The 25,268-nt window shown below is 64.2% G+C and carries 23 protein-coding genes and 2 pseudogenes; 13 read left to right on the top strand and 12 right to left on the bottom strand.

Annotation, left to right across the window (positions count from 1 at the left end; translation table 11 throughout):
* The first annotated feature begins 18 nt into the window (after positions 1–18).
* Entirely contained in the window at positions 19–1,215 is a 1,197-nt protein-coding gene (locus NKJ07_RS11835; RefSeq protein ID WP_318567021.1) for a 2-methylaconitate cis-trans isomerase PrpF family protein, read from the top strand.
* Positions 1,216–2,021: 806 nt separating this feature from the next.
* Positions 2,022–2,951 (top strand): isocitrate lyase/PEP mutase family protein, encoded by a 930-nt coding sequence (locus NKJ07_RS11830; RefSeq protein ID WP_318567020.1) that lies wholly within the window; start codon positions 2,022–2,024, stop codon positions 2,949–2,951.
* 393 nt (positions 2,952–3,344) lie between these two features.
* Here the strand turns inward: NKJ07_RS11830 and NKJ07_RS11825 are convergent, their stop codons facing one another.
* From NKJ07_RS11825 to NKJ07_RS11810, 4 genes are all read right to left on the bottom strand, one after another.
* The gene (locus NKJ07_RS11825; protein ID WP_318567019.1) at positions 3,345–3,764 is read right to left on the bottom strand and encodes a Zn-ribbon domain-containing OB-fold protein; all 420 of its coding nucleotides are present in this window, start codon (positions 3,762–3,764) and stop codon (positions 3,345–3,347) included.
* Positions 3,764–4,720: a hypothetical protein gene (locus NKJ07_RS11820; protein WP_318567018.1), complete on the bottom strand. Its 957-nt coding sequence runs from the start codon at positions 4,718–4,720 to the stop codon at positions 3,764–3,766. Before NKJ07_RS11820 ends, NKJ07_RS11825 begins: the two co-directional genes overlap by 1 nt.
* Positions 4,711–5,880: a thiolase domain-containing protein gene (locus tag NKJ07_RS11815; protein WP_318567017.1), complete on the bottom strand. Its 1,170-nt coding sequence runs from the start codon at positions 5,878–5,880 to the stop codon at positions 4,711–4,713. Before NKJ07_RS11815 ends, NKJ07_RS11820 begins: the two co-directional genes overlap by 10 nt.
* 112 nt (positions 5,881–5,992) lie before the next feature.
* On the bottom strand, positions 5,993–7,243 hold the full coding sequence (locus NKJ07_RS11810) for an RNA-guided endonuclease InsQ/TnpB family protein (RefSeq protein ID WP_318567016.1): 1,251 nt from the start codon (positions 7,241–7,243) through the stop codon (positions 5,993–5,995).
* A 131-nt stretch (positions 7,244–7,374) separates the two neighbouring features.
* On the opposite strand from NKJ07_RS11810, the gene NKJ07_RS11805 reads away from it, so the two are divergent.
* The 4 genes from NKJ07_RS11805 to NKJ07_RS11790 all read left to right on the top strand — a co-directional run bounded on the left by NKJ07_RS11805 (position 7,375) and on the right by NKJ07_RS11790 (position 11,321).
* Positions 7,375–7,644 (top strand): cation transporting ATPase C-terminal domain-containing protein, encoded by a 270-nt coding sequence (locus tag NKJ07_RS11805; RefSeq protein WP_318567015.1) that lies wholly within the window; start codon positions 7,375–7,377, stop codon positions 7,642–7,644.
* 780 nt (positions 7,645–8,424) lie between these two features.
* Positions 8,425–9,177, top strand: a complete 753-nt coding sequence (rdfA, locus tag NKJ07_RS11800) for a rod-determining factor RdfA (RefSeq protein ID WP_425504650.1) — start codon at positions 8,425–8,427, stop codon at positions 9,175–9,177.
* A 2-nt stretch (positions 9,178–9,179) separates the two neighbouring features.
* Entirely contained in the window at positions 9,180–10,970 is a 1,791-nt protein-coding gene (locus NKJ07_RS11795) for an archaea-specific SMC-related protein (protein ID WP_318567013.1), read from the top strand.
* A 132-nt stretch (positions 10,971–11,102) separates the two neighbouring features.
* On the top strand, positions 11,103–11,321 hold the full coding sequence (locus NKJ07_RS11790; protein WP_318567012.1) for a hypothetical protein: 219 nt from the start codon (positions 11,103–11,105) through the stop codon (positions 11,319–11,321).
* A gap of 128 nt (positions 11,322–11,449) precedes the next feature.
* Here NKJ07_RS11790 and NKJ07_RS11785 read toward each other — a convergent pair.
* Both NKJ07_RS11785 and NKJ07_RS11780 read right to left on the bottom strand, forming a co-directional pair.
* Positions 11,450–12,193, bottom strand: a pseudogene (locus tag NKJ07_RS11785) (MFS transporter); the annotation flags it as partial.
* Positions 12,194–12,347: 154 nt separating this feature from the next.
* Positions 12,348–12,608, bottom strand: a complete 261-nt coding sequence (locus NKJ07_RS11780; protein WP_318567011.1) for a DUF8151 family protein — start codon at positions 12,606–12,608, stop codon at positions 12,348–12,350.
* Positions 12,609–12,698: 90 nt separating this feature from the next.
* Here NKJ07_RS11780 and NKJ07_RS11775 point away from each other — a divergent pair, with 90 nt between their 5' ends.
* Entirely contained in the window at positions 12,699–12,929 is a 231-nt protein-coding gene (locus NKJ07_RS11775) for a DUF7860 family protein (RefSeq protein WP_318567010.1), read from the top strand.
* Positions 12,930–13,311: 382 nt separating this feature from the next.
* On the opposite strand, the gene NKJ07_RS11770 is transcribed toward NKJ07_RS11775, so the two are convergent.
* Both NKJ07_RS11770 and NKJ07_RS11765 read right to left on the bottom strand, forming a co-directional pair.
* A complete protein-coding gene (locus NKJ07_RS11770; RefSeq protein WP_318567009.1) occupies positions 13,312–14,610 on the bottom strand; it encodes an APC family permease in 1,299 nt (432 codons plus the stop codon).
* Between the two features lie 841 nt (positions 14,611–15,451).
* Positions 15,452–15,655: an HVO_0649 family zinc finger protein gene (locus NKJ07_RS11765; protein WP_318567008.1), complete on the bottom strand. Its 204-nt coding sequence runs from the start codon at positions 15,653–15,655 to the stop codon at positions 15,452–15,454.
* Between the two features lie 95 nt (positions 15,656–15,750).
* On the opposite strand from NKJ07_RS11765, the gene NKJ07_RS11760 reads away from it, so the two are divergent.
* Positions 15,751–16,509: an Lrp/AsnC family transcriptional regulator gene (locus NKJ07_RS11760; protein WP_318567007.1), complete on the top strand. Its 759-nt coding sequence runs from the start codon at positions 15,751–15,753 to the stop codon at positions 16,507–16,509.
* A 57-nt stretch (positions 16,510–16,566) separates the two neighbouring features.
* Here the strand turns inward: NKJ07_RS11760 and NKJ07_RS11755 are convergent.
* Positions 16,567–17,202, bottom strand: a pseudogene (locus NKJ07_RS11755) (BCCT family transporter); the annotation flags it as partial.
* Positions 17,203–17,655: 453 nt separating this feature from the next.
* Here NKJ07_RS11755 and NKJ07_RS11750 point away from each other — a divergent pair.
* From NKJ07_RS11750 to NKJ07_RS11735, 4 genes are all read left to right on the top strand, one after another.
* Positions 17,656–18,006, top strand: coding sequence for a hypothetical protein (locus NKJ07_RS11750; RefSeq protein ID WP_318567006.1), 351 nt, complete (start codon positions 17,656–17,658; stop codon positions 18,004–18,006).
* Between the two features lie 2 nt (positions 18,007–18,008).
* Positions 18,009–18,440, top strand: coding sequence for a universal stress protein (locus tag NKJ07_RS11745; protein WP_318567005.1), 432 nt, complete (start codon positions 18,009–18,011; stop codon positions 18,438–18,440).
* Between the two features lie 68 nt (positions 18,441–18,508).
* Entirely contained in the window at positions 18,509–20,884 is a 2,376-nt protein-coding gene (locus tag NKJ07_RS11740) for an amino acid permease (protein WP_425504648.1), read from the top strand.
* Between the two features lie 92 nt (positions 20,885–20,976).
* Positions 20,977–21,237, top strand: coding sequence for a bacteriophage holin (locus NKJ07_RS11735; RefSeq protein ID WP_318567003.1), 261 nt, complete (start codon positions 20,977–20,979; stop codon positions 21,235–21,237).
* 665 nt (positions 21,238–21,902) lie between these two features.
* Here NKJ07_RS11735 and NKJ07_RS11730 read toward each other — a convergent pair.
* Positions 21,903–22,478 (bottom strand): DoxX family protein, encoded by a 576-nt coding sequence (locus tag NKJ07_RS11730; RefSeq protein WP_318567002.1) that lies wholly within the window; start codon positions 22,476–22,478, stop codon positions 21,903–21,905.
* 167 nt (positions 22,479–22,645) lie between these two features.
* Between NKJ07_RS11730 and NKJ07_RS11725 the strand changes: the two genes are divergently transcribed.
* The gene (locus tag NKJ07_RS11725) at positions 22,646–22,795 is read left to right on the top strand and encodes a hypothetical protein (RefSeq protein ID WP_318567001.1); all 150 of its coding nucleotides are present in this window, start codon (positions 22,646–22,648) and stop codon (positions 22,793–22,795) included.
* Between the two features lie 264 nt (positions 22,796–23,059).
* On the opposite strand, the gene NKJ07_RS11720 is transcribed toward NKJ07_RS11725, so the two are convergent.
* Positions 23,060–23,635 carry an STAS domain-containing protein gene (locus NKJ07_RS11720; RefSeq protein ID WP_318567000.1) on the bottom strand — a complete coding sequence of 192 codons (576 nt, stop codon included), beginning with the start codon at positions 23,633–23,635 and terminating at the stop codon, positions 23,060–23,062.
* 19 nt (positions 23,636–23,654) lie between these two features.
* A complete protein-coding gene (locus tag NKJ07_RS11715; RefSeq protein WP_318566999.1) occupies positions 23,655–24,911 on the bottom strand; it encodes an RNA-guided endonuclease InsQ/TnpB family protein in 1,257 nt (418 codons plus the stop codon).
* Positions 24,912–25,268 lie beyond the last annotated feature (357 nt).

Genomic DNA, 25,268 nt, shown 5'->3' with positions numbered 1-25,268 from the left:
CGGGAATAGAGGCGCAGAATGGAAACACAGCGAGACAGCGAGCAACAGGGCCGAGTCGACGGGCTGTTGATGCGGGGCGGGACCAGCAAGGGGCTGTTCGTGCGGAAGTCGGATCTGCCGATCGGCCCGGATCACGAATCGTTCGAGGATTTCCTCTTGGAACTGTACGGCTCGCCCGATCCCTTGCAGGTCGACGGCATCGGCGGATCGCATTCGCACACGAGCAAGATCATGATGGTCTCGACGTCCGACCGCGACGACGCGGACGTCGAGTACACGTTCGGCGGCGTCGGCGTCGAGAACCCCGTCATCGAGTGGGGCGGCAACTGCGGGAACCTCACCGCCGCGGTCGGCGGCTTCGCGATCCTCGAGAACCTCGTCGAGGCGACCGACCCGGTGACGACGGTGCGGCTGTACAACACGAACGCCGACGCGCTGATCGAACAGGAGGTGCCCGTCGCCGACGGCGAACCCGCGGTCTACGGCGACTACTCGATCGACGGCGTTCCGGGCACCGGCGCGCGGGTGGACTCGCACTTCCTCGACCCGGCCGGCGGCGTCCTCGACTCGCTGCTTCCGACCGGCAACGCCGTCGATCGGATCACGGTCGACGGCGAGGCGCTGGACGTGTCGATCGTCGACGTGACGAACGTCGTGGCGTTCGTGCGCGCGTCGGATATCGGGCTCACCGGGACCGAACTCCCCGCCGAACTGGAGAGCGACCCCGAGATCATGGACCGCTTAGAGCGCATCCGCGGCGAGGTGTGCGTCGAACTCGGCCTCGTCGACGAGCCGGGCGAGGCGCTGTACGACTACCCCATCTTCCCGCACATCGCGTTCGTCTCCGAACCGCAGTCGTACGACTGTTCGATCGACAAACGGGTCGACGCGAGCGAGATCGACATCACGGCGCGAGTCATCAGCATGCAGAGCCCCCACCACGCGTACGCGATGACGAGCGGGCTCTGTCTCGGTGCGACGGCACGACTCCCTGGGACGATCCCGAACGAGGTCGTCCGCAACCCCGACGAGGAGTGGACGACGCTCGGCCACCCCAAAGGGACCATGTCCGTTGGCGCGGCCGTGACAGGCGAGGCTGACGACCCGACGGTCGAACGGGTGTCGATCGGGCGCACGTGCCGCCCGATCATGTGGGGTTCCGTCTACTACCGCTACCTCGACGAACTCCGCGCGCTGAAGTCGACGGAAGAGTGACGCGTGGCGCGTCGCATCGGGCGCACGCCGCGGTGACCGATTGCGTACGATCCGAGTGACTTTCGGCATACGACACGTCGGCTCCGGGCCGACGACCGACCGACCGTCCTCGTCTCCCCTTCTCCTCCTCTCCTCGTCTCCCCTTCTCCTCCTCTCCTCGTCTCCCCTTCTCCTCCTCTCCTCGTCTCCCCTTCTCCTCCTCTCCTCGTCTCCCCGTCTCCTCGTCTCCTCGTCTCCTCGTCTCCATTCCATCCGATCAGGGACGTCTCGTTGCACCCGAGTACTGGACGACCCGGTGCCACCTCGTGGTCCCCCCGGCCCGACGGTCGGCGATCCATCCAGCCGAGGTGCGTGTCGTATATCGAAAGATCGTGGTAGACGGCGCTGCTCTCGGTCACAGGCGCGGTCTGTCGGCTTCTCGGAGGTGTTTCCGGCGTCTGTCGGACGTACCTCTCCACAATGTGTGGGTCTTTCTCACATGGTATTCGGGCCCACAGTCGTGTGGTCGGAGGCGTCCTTCCCCGACGGAGCGGCGGAAATCCACCGTGTTTCGGACGGTTCGCCCACGAACCGACACGGAAGACCGTCTGGCTCCCGAGGGAATCGTTTCGGTATTGTGAACGCCGGCCCGTCCAGCGTCTCGGCCGGGTCGACGCTGCGGGTACGGTCGCCGGGCCCCTCGTCGCCGACGACGCACTCCGGACGCGGTCGTCGCGCGGCCCACTGCGGCGACCGACGCGACAGCCGCCGTTCGAGCCATCGGCGGCACCGTCAGCTATACGTCACCCGGTTGCAAGGCATGGGCTATGCACTACGGTCGAGCGCTTCGTGCGCGCCTTGCGGCCGACGAGATCCTGGTCACGCCCGACGTCCACGACCCGCTGAGCGCGCGGGTAGTCGAGTCGACGGGGCTGTACGACGCGGTCAAACTCACCGGGTCGGGATCGGCGATCTCCAGGGCGGGCCTCCCGGACGCGGGTCTCGTCACGATGACCGAGATGGTCGACCACGCGAAACACACCCAGGAAGCGGTCGACATCCCCGTCATCGCCGACGCCGACAACGGCTACGGCAACGCGACGAACGTCGTCCGGACGGTCCGCGAGTACGTCAAGTCGGGGGTCGCGGGGATCCACATCGAGGACCAGACGTTCCCCAAACGCAACGGCGACGTGAAAGGCGTCGAGGTGATCCCCTTCGAGGAGGCCGTCGGCAAGGTCGAAGCCGCCGTCGACGCCCGCGACGAGCGGGACCCCGACTTCGTGATCATCGCCCGAACCGACGTCCGGCGAACAGCAGGGGGAACGATCGACGACGCCATCGAGCGCGCCACCGCGTTCGCCGAGGCGGGTGCCGACGTCGTCTTCGTCAAGGTGCCCGAGAGCCGCGCGGAGGCCGAGCGCGTCGGGCGAGAGGTCGACGCGCGACTGTTGTATCCGTGTTCGGGAACCGCGATGCGGCTCGAACCGCACGAACTCGAAGCGATGGGGTGGGACATCGTCCTCTACGGCCGCCTCGTGATGACGGCGACGGTGCTGGCCATCCGCGAGACGATCGAACGGTTCCACGACGAGGGCGTGAGCGTCCTGCTCGAAAACGAGGCGGCGTTCGCCGAGTCGTTCGACAGCGTCCACCAGCTCGCCGGGATGTCCGAGATCGCCGACATCGAGCGGCGGTACCTCCCCGCGGCGGCTCTGGAAAAGTACGACGGCACGACCGGCCACGACGTCGAGTGACAGCTAGACAGTCAGGCGCTGTTTGATTACAGTTGTACAGTTGTAATCAGTTCTCTCGGGGACATTTGTTATAGAAGTAATTAGACTAATTGTCGGAATCGACCGGTTGCGACACGACGGACGACATCGATAGAAAATTGGTGATACGCTCGAACGATACGGCTCAGAGTGACTGAGTTCACTCGCGGCCGTGACCGCTCGACATTGGATCCGTTTCTCTTTCGCTGGTCTCGGTCGCTCGGTGTAGTTGAATCCAGATAGTAATATCTATTACTGTCCGATCTGCCTGTAGCTCTCGGATCCTATACCATTAGAAAATTAATGATAGATATCGAGTATCATAGTCGTCACGCGGCCGGCCGACCCGTGCGCGGGGCCGTCTCCGCGCCTATTTCACCCTTCGATCGGGCGGAACTTCGCGCCGTACCGGACGATGCCCTCCTGTTCGTAGATCCGCCGGACGACCGCCTCGACCCGGTGGCCACGGCCGACCGCGTGAGGGTCACAATCGGTCAGCATGCCCGGGACACGCGCGCCTTCGTCGAGTTCCACCACCACGACGCCGATCGCTCCCTCGGCGTCGACGAGGCGGGAAAACTCCGGTGGCGCGCCCCCCTCGATGACCGTGCGGGCGACGATCTCGCCCTCGCCCGACGGCTCGACCGGTTCGAGCGTGCCGACCGCGTTGCACTCGACGCACGCACCCTCCGCCGGGAACGTGTAGCCGCCGCACGCCGCACACTCGCCGAGGACGAGCCGATACCGTCCGTCGAGGGTGCGCCACCAGGTCGGGACGCTCAGGTACGCACCCATCAGTTGTCACCCCCGTTCGGGAGGACGTGCCCGCGTTTGCGGAGATACTCGGCGTAGGTGATGTCTGTCGCCGGCCGCCGCCACTCGACCGACAGCGAGCCCTCGACGACGAGCGCATCCGCGCTCGCCCCCGCGCCGTAGCCGACGACCGTCACGCGGTCCTCGCCGGCCGCCCACGCGGCGAGCAGGCCGAACAGCGGGCTGGCCGCCCCCGTGTCCCCGAGTTCGTCGGCGAGGTGGTAGACCGTGCCACCGTCGACGACGCCCCGCAGGCGACCGGGGAGCGAGCCGTCCGGCGCGGTCGGTGCGAGCGCGGTCGCCGGCTCCGACAGCTCCGCCACCGCACCGCCGATCACCGTGGTGTACGCGTCGCGCTCGTACGCCGTCGCGTCGTACGACTCCACGTCCTCGGAGCCACGCCGGCGGAAGCGGGTGCCGGGATACTCCTGGGCGTACGTCGCGCGCTCGCCGACCGTCGCGCCGTCGTCGCCGGTCGCGACGGCGACGGCACCCGCCCCCGCCGCGTGGTCGACGGCGCTGTCGGGTGTCCCCCGGGGGCAGTCGGCCGCGACTGCCAGCGCCGGCTCCCCTGCACTGAGCGCCGCCCGGACCGCCCTCGTCCCAGCGCGCGTCGACTGCGTGAACACCGCGACGTCGACGCCCGCGTCGAGACCGAGGATCTCGGCGACCGTGACGCCGACGTCACCCTCGTCGATCGGCGGGGTAGTCGTCCCCACGGCGAGCGTTCCGAACGCGTCACGGTCGGTCCCCGAGGCCGCGATTGCGTCCCTGCAGGCGGCGACGGCCATCGTCACCGCGTCCTCGTCCGCGCCGGCGACGCGTTTCTCCCCCACGCCGCGCGCGCGGAAGCCGTCCCACGCCTCGCCGATCGTCTCGGCCGTGATCCGATGGCGGGGGACGTACACCCCGACGCTCTCGATCGCGTTCACGCCCATCCCCCCTCGTAGACGTGGACAGCGACGGCGCCGCCCGACCCGCCGACGTTGTGTGTGAGCCCCCGTTCGAGCCCCGCGACCTGTCTGTCCCCCGCCTCGCCGCGGAGCTGTTTGAACACCTCGACGGTCTGTCCGGTGCCCGTCGCGCCGATCGGGTGGCCCTTCGACTTGAGCCCGCCGGAGAGGTTCACCGGCCGTTCCCCGTCGGGATCGGTCGCCCCGGACTCGACGTATGCGCCGGCCTCGCCGGTCTCACAGAAGCCCAGATCCTCGTACGCGATCAGTTCCGCGATCGAGAAGCAGTCGTGGACCTCCGCGAAGTCGATGTCGGCGGGACCGACGCCGGCGTCGTCGTACGCCTGTCGGGCCGCCGCCTTCGTCGCCGGTACGCTCGTCAGCGAGGGTCGCTGGAAGAGCCCCACGCGACCGCTCGCCTGCCCGCTCCCCGTGACCTGGACGGGGTCGTCGGTCAGTCCCTCGGCGACCGCGCGACTGGCGAGGAGGACGGCGCTCGCCCCGTCGGAGGTGGGACAGCAGTCGTAGAGGTTCAACGGCGCCGCGACCGCGGTCCCGTTGACCGCGTCGTCCAGCGAGCACTCGAACCGGAGGTGCGCGTGGGGGTTCTTCGCCCCGTTGGCGTGGTTCTTCACCGCGACCCGCGAGAGCTGTTCGCGGGTCGTCCCGTGCTCGGCCATGTGGGCGTCCGCCATCTGCGCGTAGACGCCCGCGAACGTCGTCCCGGCCATCCGCTCCCACTCCGTCTCCCCCGAGACTCCGAGCCAGTAGCGGGTGCGGTCGCCGCTCATGTCCGTCATGATCTCGACCCCACCGGCCAGCGCGACGTCGGCCATCCCCGCGCGGATCGACCCGACGGCCTGCCGGAGCGCGGCCCCCCCGGCCGCACAGGCGTTCTCGACGCGCGTACACGACGTGCCGTGCAGACCGACGTACTCGGTGACGCTCGGCCCGCTCAACCCCAACTGTCGGCCGCCGACGCCGAGCGTCCCGATGAACGCCTCGTCGATCGCGGTCCGGTCCAACTCTCCGTCGACGCTGTCGAGCGCCGCCTCGAAGGCCGTCGCGAAGAGCGATCGATACGACTCGTCGGGGAACGCGCCGAAGTCGGACTGCCCCGCGCCGACGACGTACACCTCTCGCATGACGCGTCGGTCCACGGCGGAGGAGTAAACCCTTTGGATCGATTCAGTCGTCGTCCGACCGCGGGGCTGGTCCCGGTGACGTCACCGCTCCGCTGCGGTCTCCCTGTCTCTGTCATCGACCCACGACTGAAGTCGTGGGCTTGTCCGTGGACTCCCGGTCTGCCTCCGAATTGGAGTAGGCGGTGTAATCGCCATTCCCGTTCAGCATCCCGGACTTGAGGGCGAGATGACCGTCGCCCAACTCAGCGGGACGTTTGCCCGCTGGTAAAGTTAGCAACTTCTTGGCGATGTTCTTCGCCGCGTTGTAGTCGCCGTCGAGTTCGTACCCGCACTCGTTGCACTCAAACCAACCATCCGAGTTACGGTTCGTGCTGGACTGATGCCCGCACTTTGAGCAGGTCTGGCTCGTAAACGCAGGCGGAATCTGCTCAACACGGATGCCGTACTCGGCGGCTTTGTACGCGAGCATCTCTTGGAGTTCACGGAACGCCCAGTTGTGCATCTGACGCTTCACTTGGTCGTTCCTGTTATCCATCCGCTCGCGGATGTGCGTCAGTTCTTCGACGGCGATATACGAACAGTCCTGGGCGTGGGCTTCCTCCACAATGCGTCGAGAAATCGTGTGCAGGCGATTCAGCACGAAGCGGGTTTCTCGCCCCGACAGTCGCCGGAGTACCTGCTTGGCGGAGCGAGTGCCTTTGTGCTGAAGGCTTCGACGCACGCGGAAGTAGTGGTTCTGACCCCACAACAGTTCGCCACCATCGTAGAACGACCCTGTTGAGGTAACGGCGACGTTCTTCAAATTCAAATCCACGCCCAGTACCTTGTCACCGTCACGTTCTTGCACTTCTTTCTTGATCACGATGTGGAGGTAGAACGCTTCTTCATCCTCGCGGTAATGGAGCGTCCCCATCCGTTTCTCGTAGTCGTCATCATCGACGTATGACTTCTGGTAGTCTCCGAGAACGTAGTCCACGGCGACCCTTCCGTTGATGGTAGAGAGAGTGGCCGACCTATCCTTGATGGTCAGTGTCCGTTTGTCGTACACCGCAGACGGTTTGTTGAACCGAGGGAGTGGGCGGCTGTTTCCCTTCTTCCAGTCTGCAACGGTGGACTTCATCGCTTCGACGGCTTTGGAGTACGCACGAACACAGAGGTTTGCGGGAAGGTCTGTCTCGTCTCGCAGGTCGTGGTACACTTTGTCGTGTATGGTGGACTTGTTGAGGATGAGGTAGCCGTCGTTCCTACCGTTCTGGATGGTGTAGTTGCAGGCGTGGTTGAACTGTTCAATGGTCTGATGGAGGTCGTCTTCGCGGTCTTCTGGAACCGAGAGTTTGACTGGAATGGTTCGTTTGACCTCCATCTGTAACTCCACACTCGGAGTGATATTTTTATAAACTCTATGACTGTTGTGGGGAGTCGGGCTGCTATCGCTCGTGGTTTGCGTCGAGCCTTGTCGGATTCCTCCCACGACTAAAGTCGTGGGCTTCCTCCTTGATTCTGTGTGATCTCGACGCGTTCGCCTCCCGCAGCACGACGCAGTGGCCGGGCGCGCTCGGCTGGACGTCCAACAGACCGCTCGTCCTATCGGTCCTGACGGGGCTCGTCGTCCTCGCGGTGCTCCTGTTCGTCGACCCGCTCGCGTCGCTCCTCGGCCACGCCCCACCGCCGCTGGTCGGCGCCGCCCTCGCCGTCGCGGCGGCACCGGCCGTCCTCGTGGTGGATCTCCTGCACAAATCGCTCCTGGCCCGACGGCGGGAGTGACGCCGATTTCCGGCGAGTGGCACGAACCGGCGGCGGTACCACCTCGTCGACCCCGACGGCCGTGCTGTTTCGGTTATACGCTCTCCGGACACCAGCCGTCCGAGTAACCATCTACAAATTGATATGCAGAGAAATAAAAGAAATAAATCACCTTCTATTACATGACAGAAATATATTGTTAACCGATCCCGGTACACGATGCGTACGTGGTGCGACTCAGTATCGGTCACTCCCGAGTGTGGTCGAAACGAGAGCGCAAACGACGGAGCGACGACACCACCACGGATCAACCGATGACACGTCCATGGACGGGTGATCGAACCGGTCGATCGGCTCGAAACGGTCGAGGAACAAAACGACGGTCGCTCGTACGCAATCTAATGCACGAATATCGAATATGTTTGGCCAATTCATGTATTTTATCAGAACGGCATTGACTAAACGGCACGTCGGTGTCGACCCACATCACCGGATGGGCCATCCCCGTCGACGACCGCGTTTTCGCGTTGGTAGTCGTGCATTTACTAGAGACATATGTATTACTGAATTATTATACTTCTGGCGTACTGGATCGAATTTCGAACCGTTCGGCCCAGCCGGACCGACACCCAGGGGAATCGATCACCGACCGGGCATCGGTCGACCCACTCCGGCCACCGTCGGCGAGGCGTCGGGACCGAGCGTCGGTATCGGCAGCAGCGCGGGATGTCAACTGCGTCCGTCCGCGCCGGTACGTACGTTTATTAGTCGGTACCTCCACCGTTCGGATAGAACAAGACGATGGGATGTAAAGTCGACACGCTCACCGAACGTCACGGACTCACGGTGGCTGCGTCCGAATACGACTCTGTCGACGACTTCCTGGTCGCTCGGTGGACCGGTCGGAACGGACGTTCCGCGGAGGGCTACAAAACCCTCACCGAGTGGTTCAATAAACGACTCCTCAAACGGATCTACGAGGCACACGGCCGTGACACGATGAGTGCTCATCTCGATCGGGAGTACGAACTGATCACGGGGGAGTCGACGCTCCAGCGGGACGAACTCGGGGCGGACCTCGCGACGGATGGACTCGACATCGACGACCTCGGTCGCGAACTCGTGTCGTGGAGTACGATGCGTCACCACCTGAAAGGGTGTCTCGACGCGGAGAAGGACGCGACCCCGGCGACGACGGATTGGGAGACGAACACGGTACAGCTCGCCCGTGAACGGACGGCTGAGAAAACCCGGTCCGTGCTGTCCTCGCTCTCGTCGAAGGAGCGCTTGCCGAACGCGGAGCGGGCGGAAGTACAGGTGCAGGTCAAACTGACGTGCCCCGACTGCTCCGTCCGGGTGCCGTTCGAGGAGGCCGTCGACCGGGGGTACGTCTGCGAGACTCACCTCGAGACCGACTCCGAAACGTCGTCCAAAGAACGCTGGCGGACGACGCTCTCCGGACTCGCGACGCCGTACGGTGTTCTCGAGGCCGTACAAACCGTCCTGCTCCAGGAATCGTTGCTGCTGGAGGCGTTCCTCGTCCCTGGGCTCTGAGCATGACGTGGACGCTCTCTCTGGAGAACATCGCCGGGATTCGACGTGCCGAGGCCGTCATCGAGCCGGGAGTCAACGCGGTGCGGGCAAGTAACTGGCAGGGAAAGTCGAGCTTCCTCGCCGGCATCGAAACCGTCTTTGGCACAGAGACATCCCTCACCGAGGGACAGGACACCGGGCGTGTCGCCCTGAGGACCGAAGACGACGAGTTCGTCGTCGAGCTCGCGCGACGCAGTGGCTCCGTATCACGGACCGGAACGCCCTACCTGAGTGACGACTACGATCTGATCTGTGCGGAGTTGTTCGCGTTCCTCGGCGACGACAACGCGATCCGGCGAGCGGTCCGCGACGGGGAGAACCTCGAAGAGCTGTTGACCCGCCCGCTCGACTTCGAGAACATCGACGAACGGATCGCCGACATCCGCGTCGAGCGGGATCAGGTCGAAACCGAGCGGCAGCGGGCAGCGGACGCCGCGTCGAGACTCCCACAGCTCCAACAGCGGGTGACGAAGCTCGAAGCCACGCTCGAAGAACTGCGCGTCGACCGCTCCGAACTCGAGGACGAGACGGCAGATACGGACGACGCACGCCGGGAAGAGCTGAGCAGTCTCCGGGCCGAGCGTGAGCGGGTCGAGACCCGCATCCAGCGGCTCGAAACGACTGTCGAGCGCGTCAGAGAGCGCCTTACCGAGACGGAGGCGGAACTGGACGCTCTGACCGTCCCATCGACAGAGGAGTTCGAGGAGGAACTCGAGACGACCCACGAGAAGCTCCGGGACGTCGAGCGCAAACGGGAACTCCTGCAGTCGGTGTTCGAGGCGAACAAACGCGTACTCGACGAAGGGGAGATCGCGCTTCTCACCGAGGTCTCACACGAGGTGCTCTCCGACAGAGCAGCGTGTTGGCTCTGCGGGCAGGCGACGACACGCGACGAGATGGAGACACAGCTCGACGCCCTCGATGCTCGAATCTCTGAGCTCCGAGCGGATGCATCGGCGTCCCGCGAGCGCGTCGAGGAACTCGAAACGAAGCGCGACGAGGCCCGCACAGCCGCCCGCCGAGAACGGGATCTCGAGGACCGTCTCACCGACCTCCGATCTCAACGTGCCGAAGACGAGGAGACGCTCGAGAACGCGCGACAGCGTCGAGACGAGCTGGTGTCACGGATCGAATCGTTCACCACGGAGATCGAGACGACCGACGACCGTGTCACGGATCTCGAGAGCGAGATCAAGTACACGGAGGCCGAGTTGGCCGACGCCCGTGAGGAGTTAGAGACCGCCGAAACGCGGGCGGCACAGCGCGAGGTACTCGCCGAGGAGTACGACGAGTTGACGCAGGAGATCAGGGATCTCCGAACGCGCAAAGAGACGGTCAAACGCCGGACCAGGGAGGCGTTTTCGTCGTCGCTCGCGGAGGTACTCGAACGGTTCGAGACCGGCTTCGAGACCGCCAGACTCACCAGCACGTTCGACCTAGTCGTCGCGCGAGACGGACGCGAGGCACGGCTCGACGCGCTCAGCGAAGGCGAGCGTGAACTCCTGGGAATCGTCGCTGCGCTCGCCGGTCACGAGGCGTTCGAGGTGGCCGAGCGCGTGCCGGTCCTGTTGCTCGACGGACTCGGCGGACTCGCCGGTGACAACCTCGATCTGCTCGTGGAGTACCTGACAGACCGAGCCGAATACCTCGTCCTCACCGCGTATCCCGAACACGGCGACTTCGACGGACACGAACTGTCGCCGTCGGACTGGGACGTCGTGTCACACCGCGCGGACGCCGAAGCGGCGTCGTAGCGCCCTCCCTGTTTCCCGGCACCCACCGCGATCCGGTCCTTCGTGCCCGAGCGAGGCCGGTCCACGCGAGTCGTGTTACCGTGTGACAAATTCTCGCCAGCGTTAAATCTACACCCCGTCTCGGATGACTCGATGAGTTGGTTTACCGAACAGCATCGGAACGGGGTCAGTGCGCTCACGAGACACCTCGAACACACGCGACAGACGTGTCGCAGGTGCGGCTTCGAAGACTACGTCCTCCACAGCGAGTGGAAGGCGCACGTCGAAACGACGCCGAAGTCCGGACACATCCGGTACCGTCTCACGTGCCCGGACTGTCACTCGACCGAGATCGTCGAACTGGACGTCTAACTCCGGTCGTCGGTCGTCGCGGTGGTGGGCGACGGGCTCACGGTGTCCGGCTCCGCGGGGATCGTGGGTCGACTCCGTCCCGTCGGTGGTCCATGTGGCCACCTTCCGACAGGGCGTTCGGCGGTGGATCAGTCCTCGGTGGGGTGTCCGGCGCGTGCGTCCGGATCGGCCGAAAGCGACTCTTCGACCTGCGTCCAGACGAGAACGAGTCCGATGAGCGCCAGCACCGCCCCGAAGGTGAACGGTGTCTCGAACCGCCCGACGTTGAAGAGAAAGCCCGATGCGAGCGGTCCGACGGCCACACCCAACCCGAACGCCATCGTCAGCACCGACAGGGTCGTCCCTGACTGTCCCTCGCTGGCGAGGTCGCCCGCAAGCGCGAGTGCCGGTGCGAAGACACAGGCGACCGCAACCCCCTGCAGGAGCCGGGCACCGAGCATGAGATACGGGTCAGTCACGAGTCCCTGCGCGAACACCGACGGGACGAGCACGACGAACCCCGCGAGGAGGAACGGCCGACGGCCGTACGTGTCGCTTGCACGACCGATCGGGATCTGGAACAGGACGTTCGCGATGACCACGGCCGCAAACTGGACGCTGAACAGGAACGTGCTCTCGTCCAGCCGTGCGCGTATCGGGCCTTCGAGCGTGGCGAACAGCGCAATCGTCGTCGCCATGAAGAACGTGCCGACGCCGAGGACGAACACGGTGTCGAACAGCGTCGAGCCGTCGGTGTCGAACACGCGGATCGAGAGGTCCTCACCTGCCTCGGCCTCGAGGGTCGGTGGGTCGTCCACGAGGAGACCCACGAGTACGAAGCTCGCGATCGCGCCGATGACGGCGACGCTGAAGGCGGCATTGAACCCCGAGAGCGGCCCGAACGGCGTCGGGTACGGATCGAAGCGATAAATACACCCGGGGATCCAGTCGTCCTCACTCGACGTCTCGGCCGGTGTCGTGTACCGGCCGCCCGACAGCGGGTGCTATGCAGAGCCCTACTGCGGCTGTTCGGGTATCGATCGCGCGCTACGCCGACCGATCCGTGAGTCTCCGTCGAACCTCGGACAGCTTGGGTCCGAACTTGTCGGTACTCAGTAAGTACGCGAAGTAGAACGCAACGGCGCCCACAACCGCGGCCCACGCCGCGAGCCTCGGTTGACCGGCCTCCACGGTCGCGAGCGCGAACCGTTCGATGTATGCACCGATCATAGCCAGTCCAACGCTACTGATTCCGAAGACCAACAACTCCAGGAGTGCCGGCAGGAGTTCGAACATGACGGTTTTCATCGCTATCCCATACTGGGTCACCGATAGAGATTCTTTCGATTCCGGGGAAGAGAAACGGTTAAGATTCTGCTGCTCGCACTGTCGTGTTGCATGACGGGTCGATACGGTGAGTTGAACTATCCGAAACTCACGAAACAGGGGATGGTACTCGGACTCATACTATTCGTAGTCGGCGAGATCGGCGTATACGCCGCGAGCGTTGGATGGGTGGTCGTTCCCGGGTGGGAGTCTGCCCTCCTGTTGGATACTGCCGTTATCGGCGTTCTCTTGCTGTTGCTCTCCCCGTTCGTGTTCGGCATCTTCCTCCCGCTCACCGAGTAGCACGACTGATCGCTCGAGTTCTCCGACCGAACAGCGACTCACTGGGGCGGTCGCGTCGTCCGGTGCCGAATCTCGGTACTGGTTTCGGATCACGGCGGTTCGAGAGGTCCCTGTGGGTTCGTCTGGGACTGAGCCAAAACAGGGGCTAAGTGGTTGTTACAGCGGGCGGGCCGTGCGTACTCACCGACACCGCGGGTGCGCTGCTCGCTCCGCCCCTTCCGGAATCGCGGCAGTGGTGCGGTCGCACGACCGTGGCGTTTCACCACCGCCTACACCCGTCACTTCGGCGGGCGGAGCCGGTAGTACCGACGGTTGAGGTCGTACATGTACCCCTCACGCATCGTCTTCAGCACCGCGCTTGGGAGGCGAACCGTTCCGGCTCTCACCCTTCGGCGGCTTCGACCCACTCTTCGAGCGGCTGGCGCTCGAAGTAGAGGAGTTCGACGCCCGCGACGGCGACCACCAACACGAGAACGGTTACGAAGACGCCGGGCTCCGTGTCGTAGAGATGCCAGAGCAACGCGACGGTCGTCCCCACCGCTCCGACGGAGCCGATCGCGGGGACGACTGCCGTCCGCCATCCCGACCGCTCCCGCAGGGCGAGCGCGCTGATGGCACCGAAGATGGTGATGAACGAGAGCGAGGCGAACGAACTGATGGCATTGAGGCTGCCGACCGTCACGAGCCCTCCCGTCAGCACACCTAAGAGCAAAAGCGCACGAACCGGTTCGTCCCCGTCGTCGCGTTCGAGTTGCTGCGGGAGCAGGTTCTCGGCGATCATCTGCTTGGACAGCCGTGACGCGCTGAACAACGTCGCGTTGAGCGCGCTGCCGGTCGAAAACAGCGCCGCGACGGAGATCAGTACGAACCCGATCCGTCCCAGGAACGGCTCGGCGGCGATGGCCAGCGCGGTTTCGGAGTGCTGCTGGATCGCGGCCGGTGTGAGAAGGTTCGTCGTCGGAATCGCGACGAGCACGTAGAGACCGGTCGCGATGGCGATCGAGAGGTAGATGGCCTTCCGAACCGTCCGCTTGGGTTCGGCGATGCTGTCTTGGTCGAACATGAGGAGCTCCCACCCCTCGAACGCGACGAACGCGATCGCGGCCGCGATGATCGGCCCCCCTCCAAGCGACGAGAGTCCCGAACTGAGTTCGCCGTTCGAGAACGCGTAGTACGTGCCACCGAGACCGAAGACGAGGAGGATGAGTACCTTGAGGCCGACGAGCACGTCCTCGGTCCGACCGGAGGCGTGGGCGCCGAGAACGTTGAGCGCGACGAACGACGCGACCGCGAGCAGCGACCACACCGGACGGAGCGGGACGCCGTACACGGTGCTCACGCCAATGAGTTCGGTGACGTAGCCGCCGAAGGCGTAGGCGTACAGCCCCATGGTGCCGACGTACCCGATGACGAACGTCCAGCCAGCCATCCCAGCGAGCGTCGTGTTGCCGGTGAACTGCTCGATGTAGGTGATCGGGCCGCCTGTCCCGTCGATGAGGTCGTTGAGTCTGACGAACGAGTACCCTGCACAGGCCGCGACGACGCCCGCGAGGACGAAGGCGAGCCAGGACGTCGGCCCGGCAGCACCTGCGACGACGCCAAGCACGGCGAAGATGCCACCGCCCACCATCCCACCGACGGCTATCGAAACCGACTCGAAGAGTCCGATCTTCTCGGCCATCGGGTTCCATATTGTCGACGACGTATTAAGAAAGCGGCTTGCGATTCGACTCTTTCCGACGACACTCCGCCGGGAGTGCGCCCCCGGTGAGGAAGCCGTACTTCGCGAACCCTTCCGCTGTCGAGACTTCGCGACTCCGCATGTCCCTCAACAGTCGAGAGCCGTACTGGGTGTTTCGGTTCGAGGTCTCCGCCGGGAGTGCGACCCGCCGGCCCGGACACTGACGACTCCGGATCGATCCACGACGCTCTGTCGCGGGGACATGCGGGGGTGTGGAAAACGCTGACACACTCGTGTGACAGAGTAGGACCTGCCGTCTATACCGCATCACGGAACGGACCGGTGGTCCACCAGCACATCCCAGTCGACTCCCTGGTCGAACGGGGTCTTGGTTGGTTCCTCACTCACGACCACCGATCCGTTCGATACCGGGGCATCCCACCCGGCGTCGGCCCGCGTTCGGTCGCGGTCGCCGTTGCCGGTTCGGCTCCAGTACCGAAGAGTCACGAGACCGCGTCTCCAGACGAACGAGCCGTACGGCCTGGGCACGTCCGTACCGCCGATCGGAGCGAATACCCGTGGCTGGTTCTCCGTCTCCCGAGCGTTCACTGGGGCCTCCGTCGAACCTGTCCGGCCGGACATCGTTGGGGAAACTGGCCGCCGCGATCGATTGGCTGGCCGTCACACGCGTCGACTCCTGTCGGTCGCCCGTGTCGCCGCCAGACAGGCGTGCCTCCTCGATCACGAGCCGCACCACGAGCGGTATGACAACCACTAAGCCCTTGTTATCTGGCGCGACGGTGTCATTACCTGAGGGATCGCGCCGGCTCCGCGGGGTCGATCACTTCGAGGCCCTGTACGTTCGCTTTCGGATCTCACCGCAGCTGGGACAGACGTGACGGTACAGGATCGTACTGCCATCGGTCATCGCTTTCCACTCTCCGTCGTCGTCCTCGTATCCGCACTCGGGACATCTCATGTCCTCGTGGTTGTATCTACTCTGCAGTCGTTCGAGAGGGGTCGCTCCCTCTTCGCGGTGAACCATGTCGAACGTATCATTCGTGACTCTAATAAATCTAGGGGTGTCAATTTTCGAAGGCAAAATTAATCCCGTTCGATATTCATGAATCAGATATCACAATGACGGATCGGCTCGACGACATCGACAAACGCATCCTCTATCACCTCACGGAGAACGCACGGGACATCTCGGCACCGATGATCGCCGAGACGGTCGACGTGACTCCCGCGACGATCCGGCATCGCATTCAACGGCTCGAACAGGACGACGTCATCGAAGGCTACCACGCCGACGTCAACTACGAACGGACCGGGGAGCGAACGAAGCGACAGATAACCTGCACAGCATCGGTCGAGGATCGGTCCCGTCTGGGCCGAGAGATCGCCCCCATCTCGGGAGTCGTCGAGGTTCGCGAGTTGCTTTCGGGTCGGGAAAACCTGGTCGTCACCGTCGTCAGCACCGACACCGACGACCTCTCACGCATCGAACGGGAGCTGTCGGAACTCGGCCTCGACATCGAGACGGAACACACGATCCGAGACGATATCACTCAGCCGTACGGCCCGTTCGCTCCCGGCCAGGGGCAGCAGAGCGCGACGTTGACCGACTTTCAGCGTCTGTCCGGTGGCGCGGAAGTCGTCGAATTCGCCGTGACAGACTCGGCACCGATCGCGGGAGAGACGATCGAGGAGGCGAGCGAGAGCGGACTGCTGGAGAACGTGCTCGTGGTGGGTCTCGAACGTGGAGACGAGCTGCTCACACCGAAAGGAGAGACCACGATCGCGGCGGGTGACGTGGTCACGATATTTGCGCGAACGGCGATTCCGGATCGGACGATCCGAGCGTTCGAGGGCGACGAGGATCGCGACGCTGTCTGATCAGTCCGCCCGTTCGACGGTGTCCCGTGCCGCTTGCGACACGAACGCCGAAAAGCGTCAGTCGCCGCTCGGCGTGTCATCACCCTCCCTGATGTCGGTCACCATCCCCTCGCCCGTCGTGACGATGTCGAAGTCGCCCTGTTCGGTCAACTCTTCGATCGTCTCGGCGAACTCCTCGGATTCGAGGATCCGGTACTCGTTGTCGAGTCCGAGATAGACGGTGTAACACATCAGACAGAGGATCACCGCGAACGGTACGCCGGTGGTGATCGCGGCCGTCTGAAGCGCGTTGAGGCCGCCGCCGAGCAGGAGGAGCGCGGCGACCGCGCCCTCAGTGACGGCCCAGAAGATGCGCTGTGCTTTCGGCACGTCGTGCTTGCCGCCGGAGGTCAGGTGGTCGACGACGAGCGATCCCGAGTCAGAGGAGGTGACGAAGAACGTGACCACGAGCAACGTGGCGAGCACACCCGAGAGCGCACCGAGCGGGAACTGCTCCAGCATGGCGAACATGGCGACGGTCTGGCCCACCTCGTTGTAGGTGACGAGGGCAGCACCGTTCCCCACGAGCGCGTTGTGCAGCGCGCTCCCGCCGAAGACGGACAGCCAGAGCGTCGAGAACAGTGACGGCAGGAACATGACCCCGAGGACGAACTCGCGGACGGTCCGTCCCTTCGAGATACGCGCGATGAACAGGCGACGCTCGCTCGCGTCCACCGCTCTCACGGGCCCCCGGTGGAACGCGGTTGTCTCTGTGAGTGCGACTCGTGCTATCTACCCACAGACCTTGTCGGCGTATCGTCATAAACGTTGATACGGACCGACATCTCGCGTGGAATCAGATCAGAGGACGCCTCTGATCCCGTGCGCTGACCCTCCTGAGACCCCCGGAATCCCCCGGAGTCGGACAGTAACAGCTCCTAAGCCGTTGCAAAATGATCATATATTTATCATATCTGGCTCCTCGACGGAGACTGTGTCACGTCCGTGACCGAGTGGTTCTCGCTGTCGAACGAACGCAATCGTTTAAGTACGAGGCGGTGGAGGGGACAGTCATGGGTGACAACACCCCATACGCAGACCCGGTAGAGACAGCGATCGGGACGCGGAGAGCACGGTCACCCAGCGAGCAGCTGTCGAGGTGAACCCGTGAGCACCGATACGCCCTCCCCTCCACCGGGCCTTCCGCGCCGGGTCGCGACCCAACTGCGTACACTGGACGACCACACACTCCGAGAGACGATCAGTTACCTGGGAGACGTTCTCGAAGCACACCATCACCAGGCGTTGGAGCAAGAGATCGAGGCGATTCCCGACCACGAACTCGTTCGCGTGACTGACCACGAGGGATACGTCGAAATCGTTCGCGGACACCGATGTGCGGAGGGCTGTTCTGAGTGTCCACACGGGCCATACCTGTATCACGTGAGCTCCGTTCGACATCCTGACGGGGAGGAGACGCTCCAGTGGGATCTCATCGGTCCGATCAACGAGACGTGATCATGTACGAGACTGTCCTCTATCCGACCGACGGCAGCGACACGGCGGAAGCGGCCTTCGAGCACGCTCTGGCGATCGCCGCGCAGTTCGACGCCACGCTCCACGTCGTCTACGTGTTGGAAGCGAACGAGCCGCCACCGACGACCGGGGACGCGGCTGCTCGGGGCGATCCCGATACGAGCGGGAGAGCAGCTTTCGAGGCTGCCACACGCGTCGCCGCCGAGCATGGAATCGAGACGATCGAGGCCGTCCTCAGAGGACCAACGGCCGACGCGATACTGATGTACGCCGACGAGAAGGGGATCGACCTCCTCGTGATGGGCACACACGACCGGTCGGGATTAGACCGACTGGTGATCGGAAGCGTTACCGACGAGATCGTCAGAGAATCGACGGTCCCGGTCGTCGTGTGCCGTGGCAGCGGGGAAGACTGACCCATGACGACCGACAGTGCGCTGCCGTCGCGAGCAGTCCATGAACCATCCGCTTACATCTCACACCAATGGTCGAGCACACTCGAACGTTAGATTTCAAGATCGCGTTTGCGATGGGTCTCGGAACCATGATCGCCGCGGGTATCTTTTCGCTCTCCGGAACGGCGGTTGCCGCGATCGGATCAAGCGCGGTTCTGGCGTTCGTCATCGCTGCGCTCGTCGCCGGGATCACGGCCGCCTCCTACTCGGAGTTCGCCTCGATCTACTCCGAGAACGGCGGCGGCTATCTCTTTTCGTCGCGCACCTTCGAACACGACACGCTCACGTACGCCGTCGGCGTGATGCTGTTTCTCGGCTACACTGGCACGACCGCCTTCTACCTCGCCACGATGGACGAGTGGTTCTTCAGGTTCATCCTCCCCGAGTCGCTGCAGTTCCTCCCACACGGGACGACGGGCGTCCTCGGCGCGGTGCTGCTGGGGATGCTCAACGCCCGCGGTACCGAGGAAAGCGGGACGTTTCAACTGTTCGTGACCGGTGCGAAAGTCGCGGTGCTCGTCGCCTTCGTCGGCGGAGCGTTCGCCTACCGGGGACCGACGACGGCGTTCGGCACGTTTGCTGGCCGGTTCTCCCCCGATGCCGTGGGAATCGTCACGATCGCCGCGCTCGCGTTCATCACCTTCTTCGGCTTCTCCGCGATCGCCGCCAGCGCCGGCGAGATCATCGAACCGCGGCGGACGGTCCCGCTGGCGATCGCGGCGAGCATCGTCACCGTCACCGTGCTGTACGCGCTGGTCATCGTGGCGATGGTGAACTCGCCGGTCCCCGCATCCGTCATCGCCGAAGAGGGCGAGACGGCGATGGGCCGGGTCGCCGCCGGGTTCATCGGGCCCGCTGGCCGGTCGCTGATCGTCGCCGGTGCCGTCTTCAGTATGGTCAGTGCCTCGAACGCATCGATCCTCGCCGCGTCGGGTATCGGGTCGCTCATGGGACGGCTCGGACAGGCACCCCGACCGTTCTCGCGTCTTCACCCACGGTTCAATACCCCGTTTTGGAGCATCGTCACGGCCACCGCGACCATCGTCGCGTTGATCGCCGTCTTCATCGGCGTGTTCCCGGCCGAGGGAGGGACCGTTCCGATCGACCTCAGTGTTTCACTCCCGGTGGTCGGTTTCCTCACGCTGACCGAACTCGGCCTGACGACGCTCACCGGGTTCGCCACGCTGAACCTGTTGTTGCCGCTCTCGGTCGTGAACGTCGCGTTGATCTACTCGCGCCGGCGGTACCCGGACATCACGCGAGGCTTCCGTGTGCCCGGGGTTCCGTATCTCCCGGCGCTCGGTGTCGTCGCGAACGTCGCGTTGATCTACAATCTCCCGATCAAAGGGGTGGTGACTGGACTCGCGCTCTTCGCCGTGCTCCTGCTGGCGTATCTGGTCTGGGGCGGTGCACCGGAGGTCGAGGAACTGTTCGAGCGTGTGGTTCCACCGACACGAGGGGCCGGGGGAGCGACCGGAGAGGGCGAGCGAGCGGCGGAGACTGAGAGCGAGGACCGGTTCCGAATCCTGGTCGCGGTTGCTCGGCCGGACCGAGCACCGCGGTACGTGCGGTTGGCAGCCATGCTCGGACGCCTCCAACACGGCGAGCCCCTCGTCGAGGTGATCAACGTGACGCAGATCCCCGAACAGACGCCGTCGGAGGCGGCCGAGGACACTGCGGCGGACCGCGTCGAGCGCATTCAACAGCTACTCGCGGCCGACGAGATCGCGGCTGACTACACCGTCGAGGGGCACATCTGTCGAGACGTCGCCTTCGACATCGTCCAGACCGCCCGCGACGACGGCGCGGACCTGATCCTCATGGGTTACCCCGAGGAACACACACGAGTCGCGGAGACGGTCGAGTTCACGGCTCCGTGTGGAGTGCTCTTCGCGAGCGGCTTCACCGACATGACCGACGTGAACGTCGTCAACGTCGGCGCTGGCGGGGGGCCGCACCACATGGACCTCCTGCCGCTCGTCGAGCGGATGGGACAGGATGGCGCCGAGCTTCACGTCATCAACGTGACGCCAGAGGGGAATCAGGGACGGCCGGAGAACACGGAGAACACGATCGCGGAACTGTCGGACGCGCCGTCGGTACAGGTTCACCACCTCACGTCGGTGAGCATCGCCGAGGGACTCGTCGACCAGGCCACCGAGAACGGTGGAATCCTGGTGATCGGGGCGACCCGGACACGACGGCTCCGTCGATGGGTGTTCGGGAGTACGCCTGACAACGTGATCGACCTCGCTAACCGGGAGGGACTGCCAGTCCTCGTCTATGCGAGTTCGCGCGGCGTCCAGGGCCCGATCGAGGACTACGTGTACCCACTCTACCGGTATCTCACGGGTCGACGCCGGTCCAGAGCCTCCGAGCCCGCTCCACGGGAGACGAACCAGTGATGGGCGGTCGGGCGGACGAACGACTGGCCGTGACGCGTATCGCGTCATTACACGTCAGTCGATTTATGTGTGTCGCACTCGTATCCGACGGCATGACGACCGAGACAACCGAGTTGAACGCGCGAGCGTTCGGACTTGCATGTGCGTCGCTCTGGTCGGGTGCGGTGGTCGTGTTGGGGATCACGGCCAGATTCGGGTGGGGACAACGATGGCAACGACTGCTCGCCGACGTCTACAAGGGGTACGACGAATCCGTCTCGGGACTGATCGTTGGTGCCCTCTGGGCGTTCGTCGATGGGTTCACCGGGGGGTACCTGTTCGCGTGGCTCTACGACCGTCTGCAGGGTCAGTGACCCACGACTGAAGTCGTGGACTTCCGCCTTGCACTTGTGTGAGGCCTGAGTCACTCTTCTGGTGGGGCCGCAATCGGTCTCGGCTTCTCCGTCTTGACCAGGTAGCGGTACGCTCGTTCGAAACGCGACGAGTCGGTTTCGGACCCGCCCCTGCCGGCCGACTCGAGGGATATCTTCGTCGATCTGATCAGAAGTTTCTGCCCGATAACTTCTGTTCCTGAACGGACCGATCGACGATCGCTCTCCACGGCCGTTCGTCGGACGCGTTCCACGGGCCAGGAGAGTACACGTCTCTTCTGGACGTCTCGGGGACGAATCGAAGTTCCGAACGGGTCGGGAGAACCCGAACGCGGTGTCGACGATGTCCGCACCCGTGCGAAGTCGTCCGATTCCGGCGTTTCGTACCGTCGAGCGTACAGGAGACGTGACGCTCCGATCGACAGGATAACGAGTCGTATTCTGAGTACTAACGAATAATTCTGCTCGGTTCGAAATTCGGACGTATTCGTCCGGCTTCGACTGTACCGAAGGGGCTTGATCTGACGGTTCGTTCTCCGACCGGAGACGTGTCGGGGGCGGCTCGCCCCGTCTGTAGGCGGGGCGAGCCGAGTGCCTCGGGGGTCAACCTGAGGCGGTTCACCGGCGACATGGCCTCGATGGACCGGTCAGCCGAGGAACCAGCGGAGCCAGGCGTTCTGCTGGACGATCGACGTCCGTTCGAGGTACTCGTCGACGCCGAGGATCCGGCCGGCACCGATCGCGCCGAGGCCGAACAGCAGGAAGGCGTAGACGAGGTGGTCGTCGACGACCCAGCCGTGAGCCAGCGGGAGGCCCGCGAGGAGGCCGCCCTCGAGCGCCGCGAGCCAGTAGAACAGCATCATCATGGCTCCCCAGAACGCGCTCCAGCGCACGAACGCCCCGAGGATGAGCGCGAGGCCAGTGAGGGTGAGTCCCCACATGTTGAGCGCGTCGATGAGCGGGTTCCCGGCCATCGCTGCGAAGAAGTCCGTCAGCGGGTTCCCCGCCGGGATGGCGTTCAGCAGGAAGCCCTCGGCGGTCCAGTTGTTCGCGGGGTCGGCGTCCAGGTAGGTGACGAGCTTCGTGATCCCGCCCTGGAAGAGTGTCCACCCCATCACCACGCGCATGGCGATGATGGCGTAGCCCAGCCAGTGTTCCGAGTACTCGAAATGCGTTTCACGACCGAACAGTTCGGCGTTGAGGGTACGGGTTTGGGTCGACATTGTGAATCTCCTCTACCTGGGCGGAGACGCGGAAGGGGTATTAATACGAGAGATCGTTCCCAGGGTTCGGAAATTTCGGGGCGTGTGACTCTCCCCGGCCACCCACTGAGACCCGCGAGCGACCCAGAGAGCCGTCGCAGCCCCCGGATTCTCGTTGTGTGAGAAGTATGCCAGTGTACCTGTTCGAGATCGATACGCACGGCGGCGTCGGCATCGCCCACAACGACGCAGGCATCGAAGGGAACACCGACCCGCTCGCCGAACAGACCGAGGAGGACTGGAACTCGACGGCCGATATCGACCTGTACGACGTCTGACTCTGCATGATGGACGAACTCCCAGGCCCGGTCGCCACGGACGGGGGACGATCGTGAACACCTCGTCGATCGCGGGGCTCGTCGCCGGCGGTATCCCGCCACTCCCGTTCCTTCGACGAAGTAGCGTCAATTCGGTCTGCCGCAGGACGTCCTGCGGTCCGGCACGCCCCCGGTTCTCCGACCCGATGAGACGTGGGAGCCGATACCGGCCGGCGCTGACGACGGCGAACAGAGTACCTCCACGAGTGTCCGTCCCTCGGCGTGTCAGTCCGTCTCGGCCGCTTCGGACCACCACCGCTCGATGACGGTCGAGATCGCGTCTTCCTCGCCGACCGTGCCGACGGTCTCCTCGAGGCCGCTCCGGCGGAGCAGGCGACGGACCTGCGCGTCCGCCCCCGCCAACCGGAAGTCCACGCCGCGCGACGCGAGCCCTGCGTGGAGCGATTCGAGCATTCCGATCGCCTCGAGATCGACCGTCGGTGAGGAGATCAGATCGAGGACGACGAGGTCTACGGGGCGGGTGGACCCGTCGACCCGCGCGAGAATCGTCTCTCGCACCCGCGACGCGTTCGCGTAGAACAGTTGCGCCTCGACGCGGTAGACCACGACCGCCGGGACGTCCTCAACTTCGCCGTGGCGTCCCTGATCGACGAAGTGGTCCGTCCCGGGGACGCGCCCCAGCGCCACGATCTTCGGGTCGCTGATCCGCTCGATCGTCACGAGCAGCGAGACGAACACGCCGATGAACACGCCCCAGAGCAGGCCGACCGCCATCACGCCGACGAGTGAGCCGACGGCGACGGTGAAATCGCTCTTGCTGACGCGGAACAGCCGCGTCAACTACCCCACCCTACTTCGCTCACCCTGGCGGGTTCGCTCGTGGAGGGTGGGGCTTGTCCATGAACTCGGCCTCGAACCCGTCTGGGTGGGCGGTGAACCCGCCGCTCAGCGTCACTGTTCCGGACTTCAGGGCAAGCTGACTGTTGCCCGTCCGCCGAGACGACTGTTGGCCCCGACGGACATACCGCATTCCGATGTTCTTCGCCGCGTTGTAGTCTGCGTTCGCTTCCGACCCGCACTTCACGCACTGGAAGTCATTGCGAGTTGGGCGATTCTCGTCTGCGGTAAATCCACACTCGGCGCACCGCTTCGACGTGTACGCCGACCCCACCTGTTTCACCGCGATGCCTTCCGGTTTGGCTTTATACTCAACTTGCTCGTAGAGCGTTCGGAACGCCCACTTGTGTCCCCACGACGCACCCGTGCGGTCGCGGATGTGGGTCAAGTCCTCGAACGCAATCACGTCGCACTCATAACGGCGTGCTTCGTTCACGATGGCGTTCGACGCTCGGTGGAGTACGTCGCGGATGTATCGCAGTTCTCGGCCACTCGACTGTTCGAGCGTTCGGTGAGCGCTTCGTGTGTCGGTCTGTTGGAGCCCGGCGCGAACTGTCTCGAACTCGCGGAGGTTGTGGGTCAACTCCCGCCCGCTGACGAATGAGGCGGTGCTGGTGACGGCGAGGTTCTCCATGCCGAGATCGACTCCGAGGACCGTTCCGTCCTCGGCGGTGTTCCGTTCGGTATCGGTCTTGGGTCGGCGGAAGCCGATATGTAAAAAGTAGTCGCCGTCGCGGGCAGTGAGCGTGCTTTCGGTGACGCTCCATTCGGCGGAGTCGAGATACTGCCGTTGGTAGCCATCGTCGGCGTCGGGCAGCGCAAGGTCACATCGGACGCGACTCTCCGTGGTGGAGAGGGACACCGTGTCGTCGTCGAACAGCGTCATGGTCCGCGTATCGTATTTCACGGTCGGTGCGGTGAAGGTCGGCTTGCTGACTTTCTTGCCGTTGGACCGGTGTTCGAGACAGCCAGTGATGGCCTCTGCGGCCTGGTGAGTGGCGAGAATCGTGTGCTGACTCCCGAGGCCGGTGTGTTCGCGCACGTCGTCGTAGGCGAGGGGCTGGACGTCGCTTTTCGCGTTGCACCTGCCCCACGCCATGTCGGTGGCGAGTTGGCACCCGCGTTTCCACTCAGAAATGGTCTCCTCGAGCAACTCGCGTTGCTCACCGTCTACCGAGAGGCGGGTTATTGCTGTCCGACGCACGTAGTCATCCGCCACAGTTTCAACGTAGATACGTGGTTATATGTAGGTTAGTGGTTGTAGCCAATACGAACGCGCTCCTCCCTTCCCTACTCACTCGCTTCGCTCGTTCGCTGAGGAAGGGGACTCCGCGCTACCGCTTCAGTTGAAGATAGAGCGTGAAGGCAGGACGAATCGGCCATTTATTTTTCCACTTTCAGACTGAACGACCACTCATTGCCCAAACGCATTGAGAACGGGGTCTCGTGGTACCGTCCCAAGCGTAGGCTGCTTGGCGGATCATCGTGTGAGAACACGTATAGAGTTCGTCATATCAAGAAGATCGACTATGCAGAACAGACCTGGGAGTAGTGCTCTGGAGTGGAGTGGACTGAG

The sequence above is a fragment of the Salinigranum marinum genome, assembly GCF_024228675.1.
GTDB classification, from domain to species: Archaea; Halobacteriota; Halobacteria; order Halobacteriales; family Haloferacaceae; genus Salinigranum; species Salinigranum marinum.
This window is presented reverse-complemented; position numbering and strand designations above follow the sequence as displayed.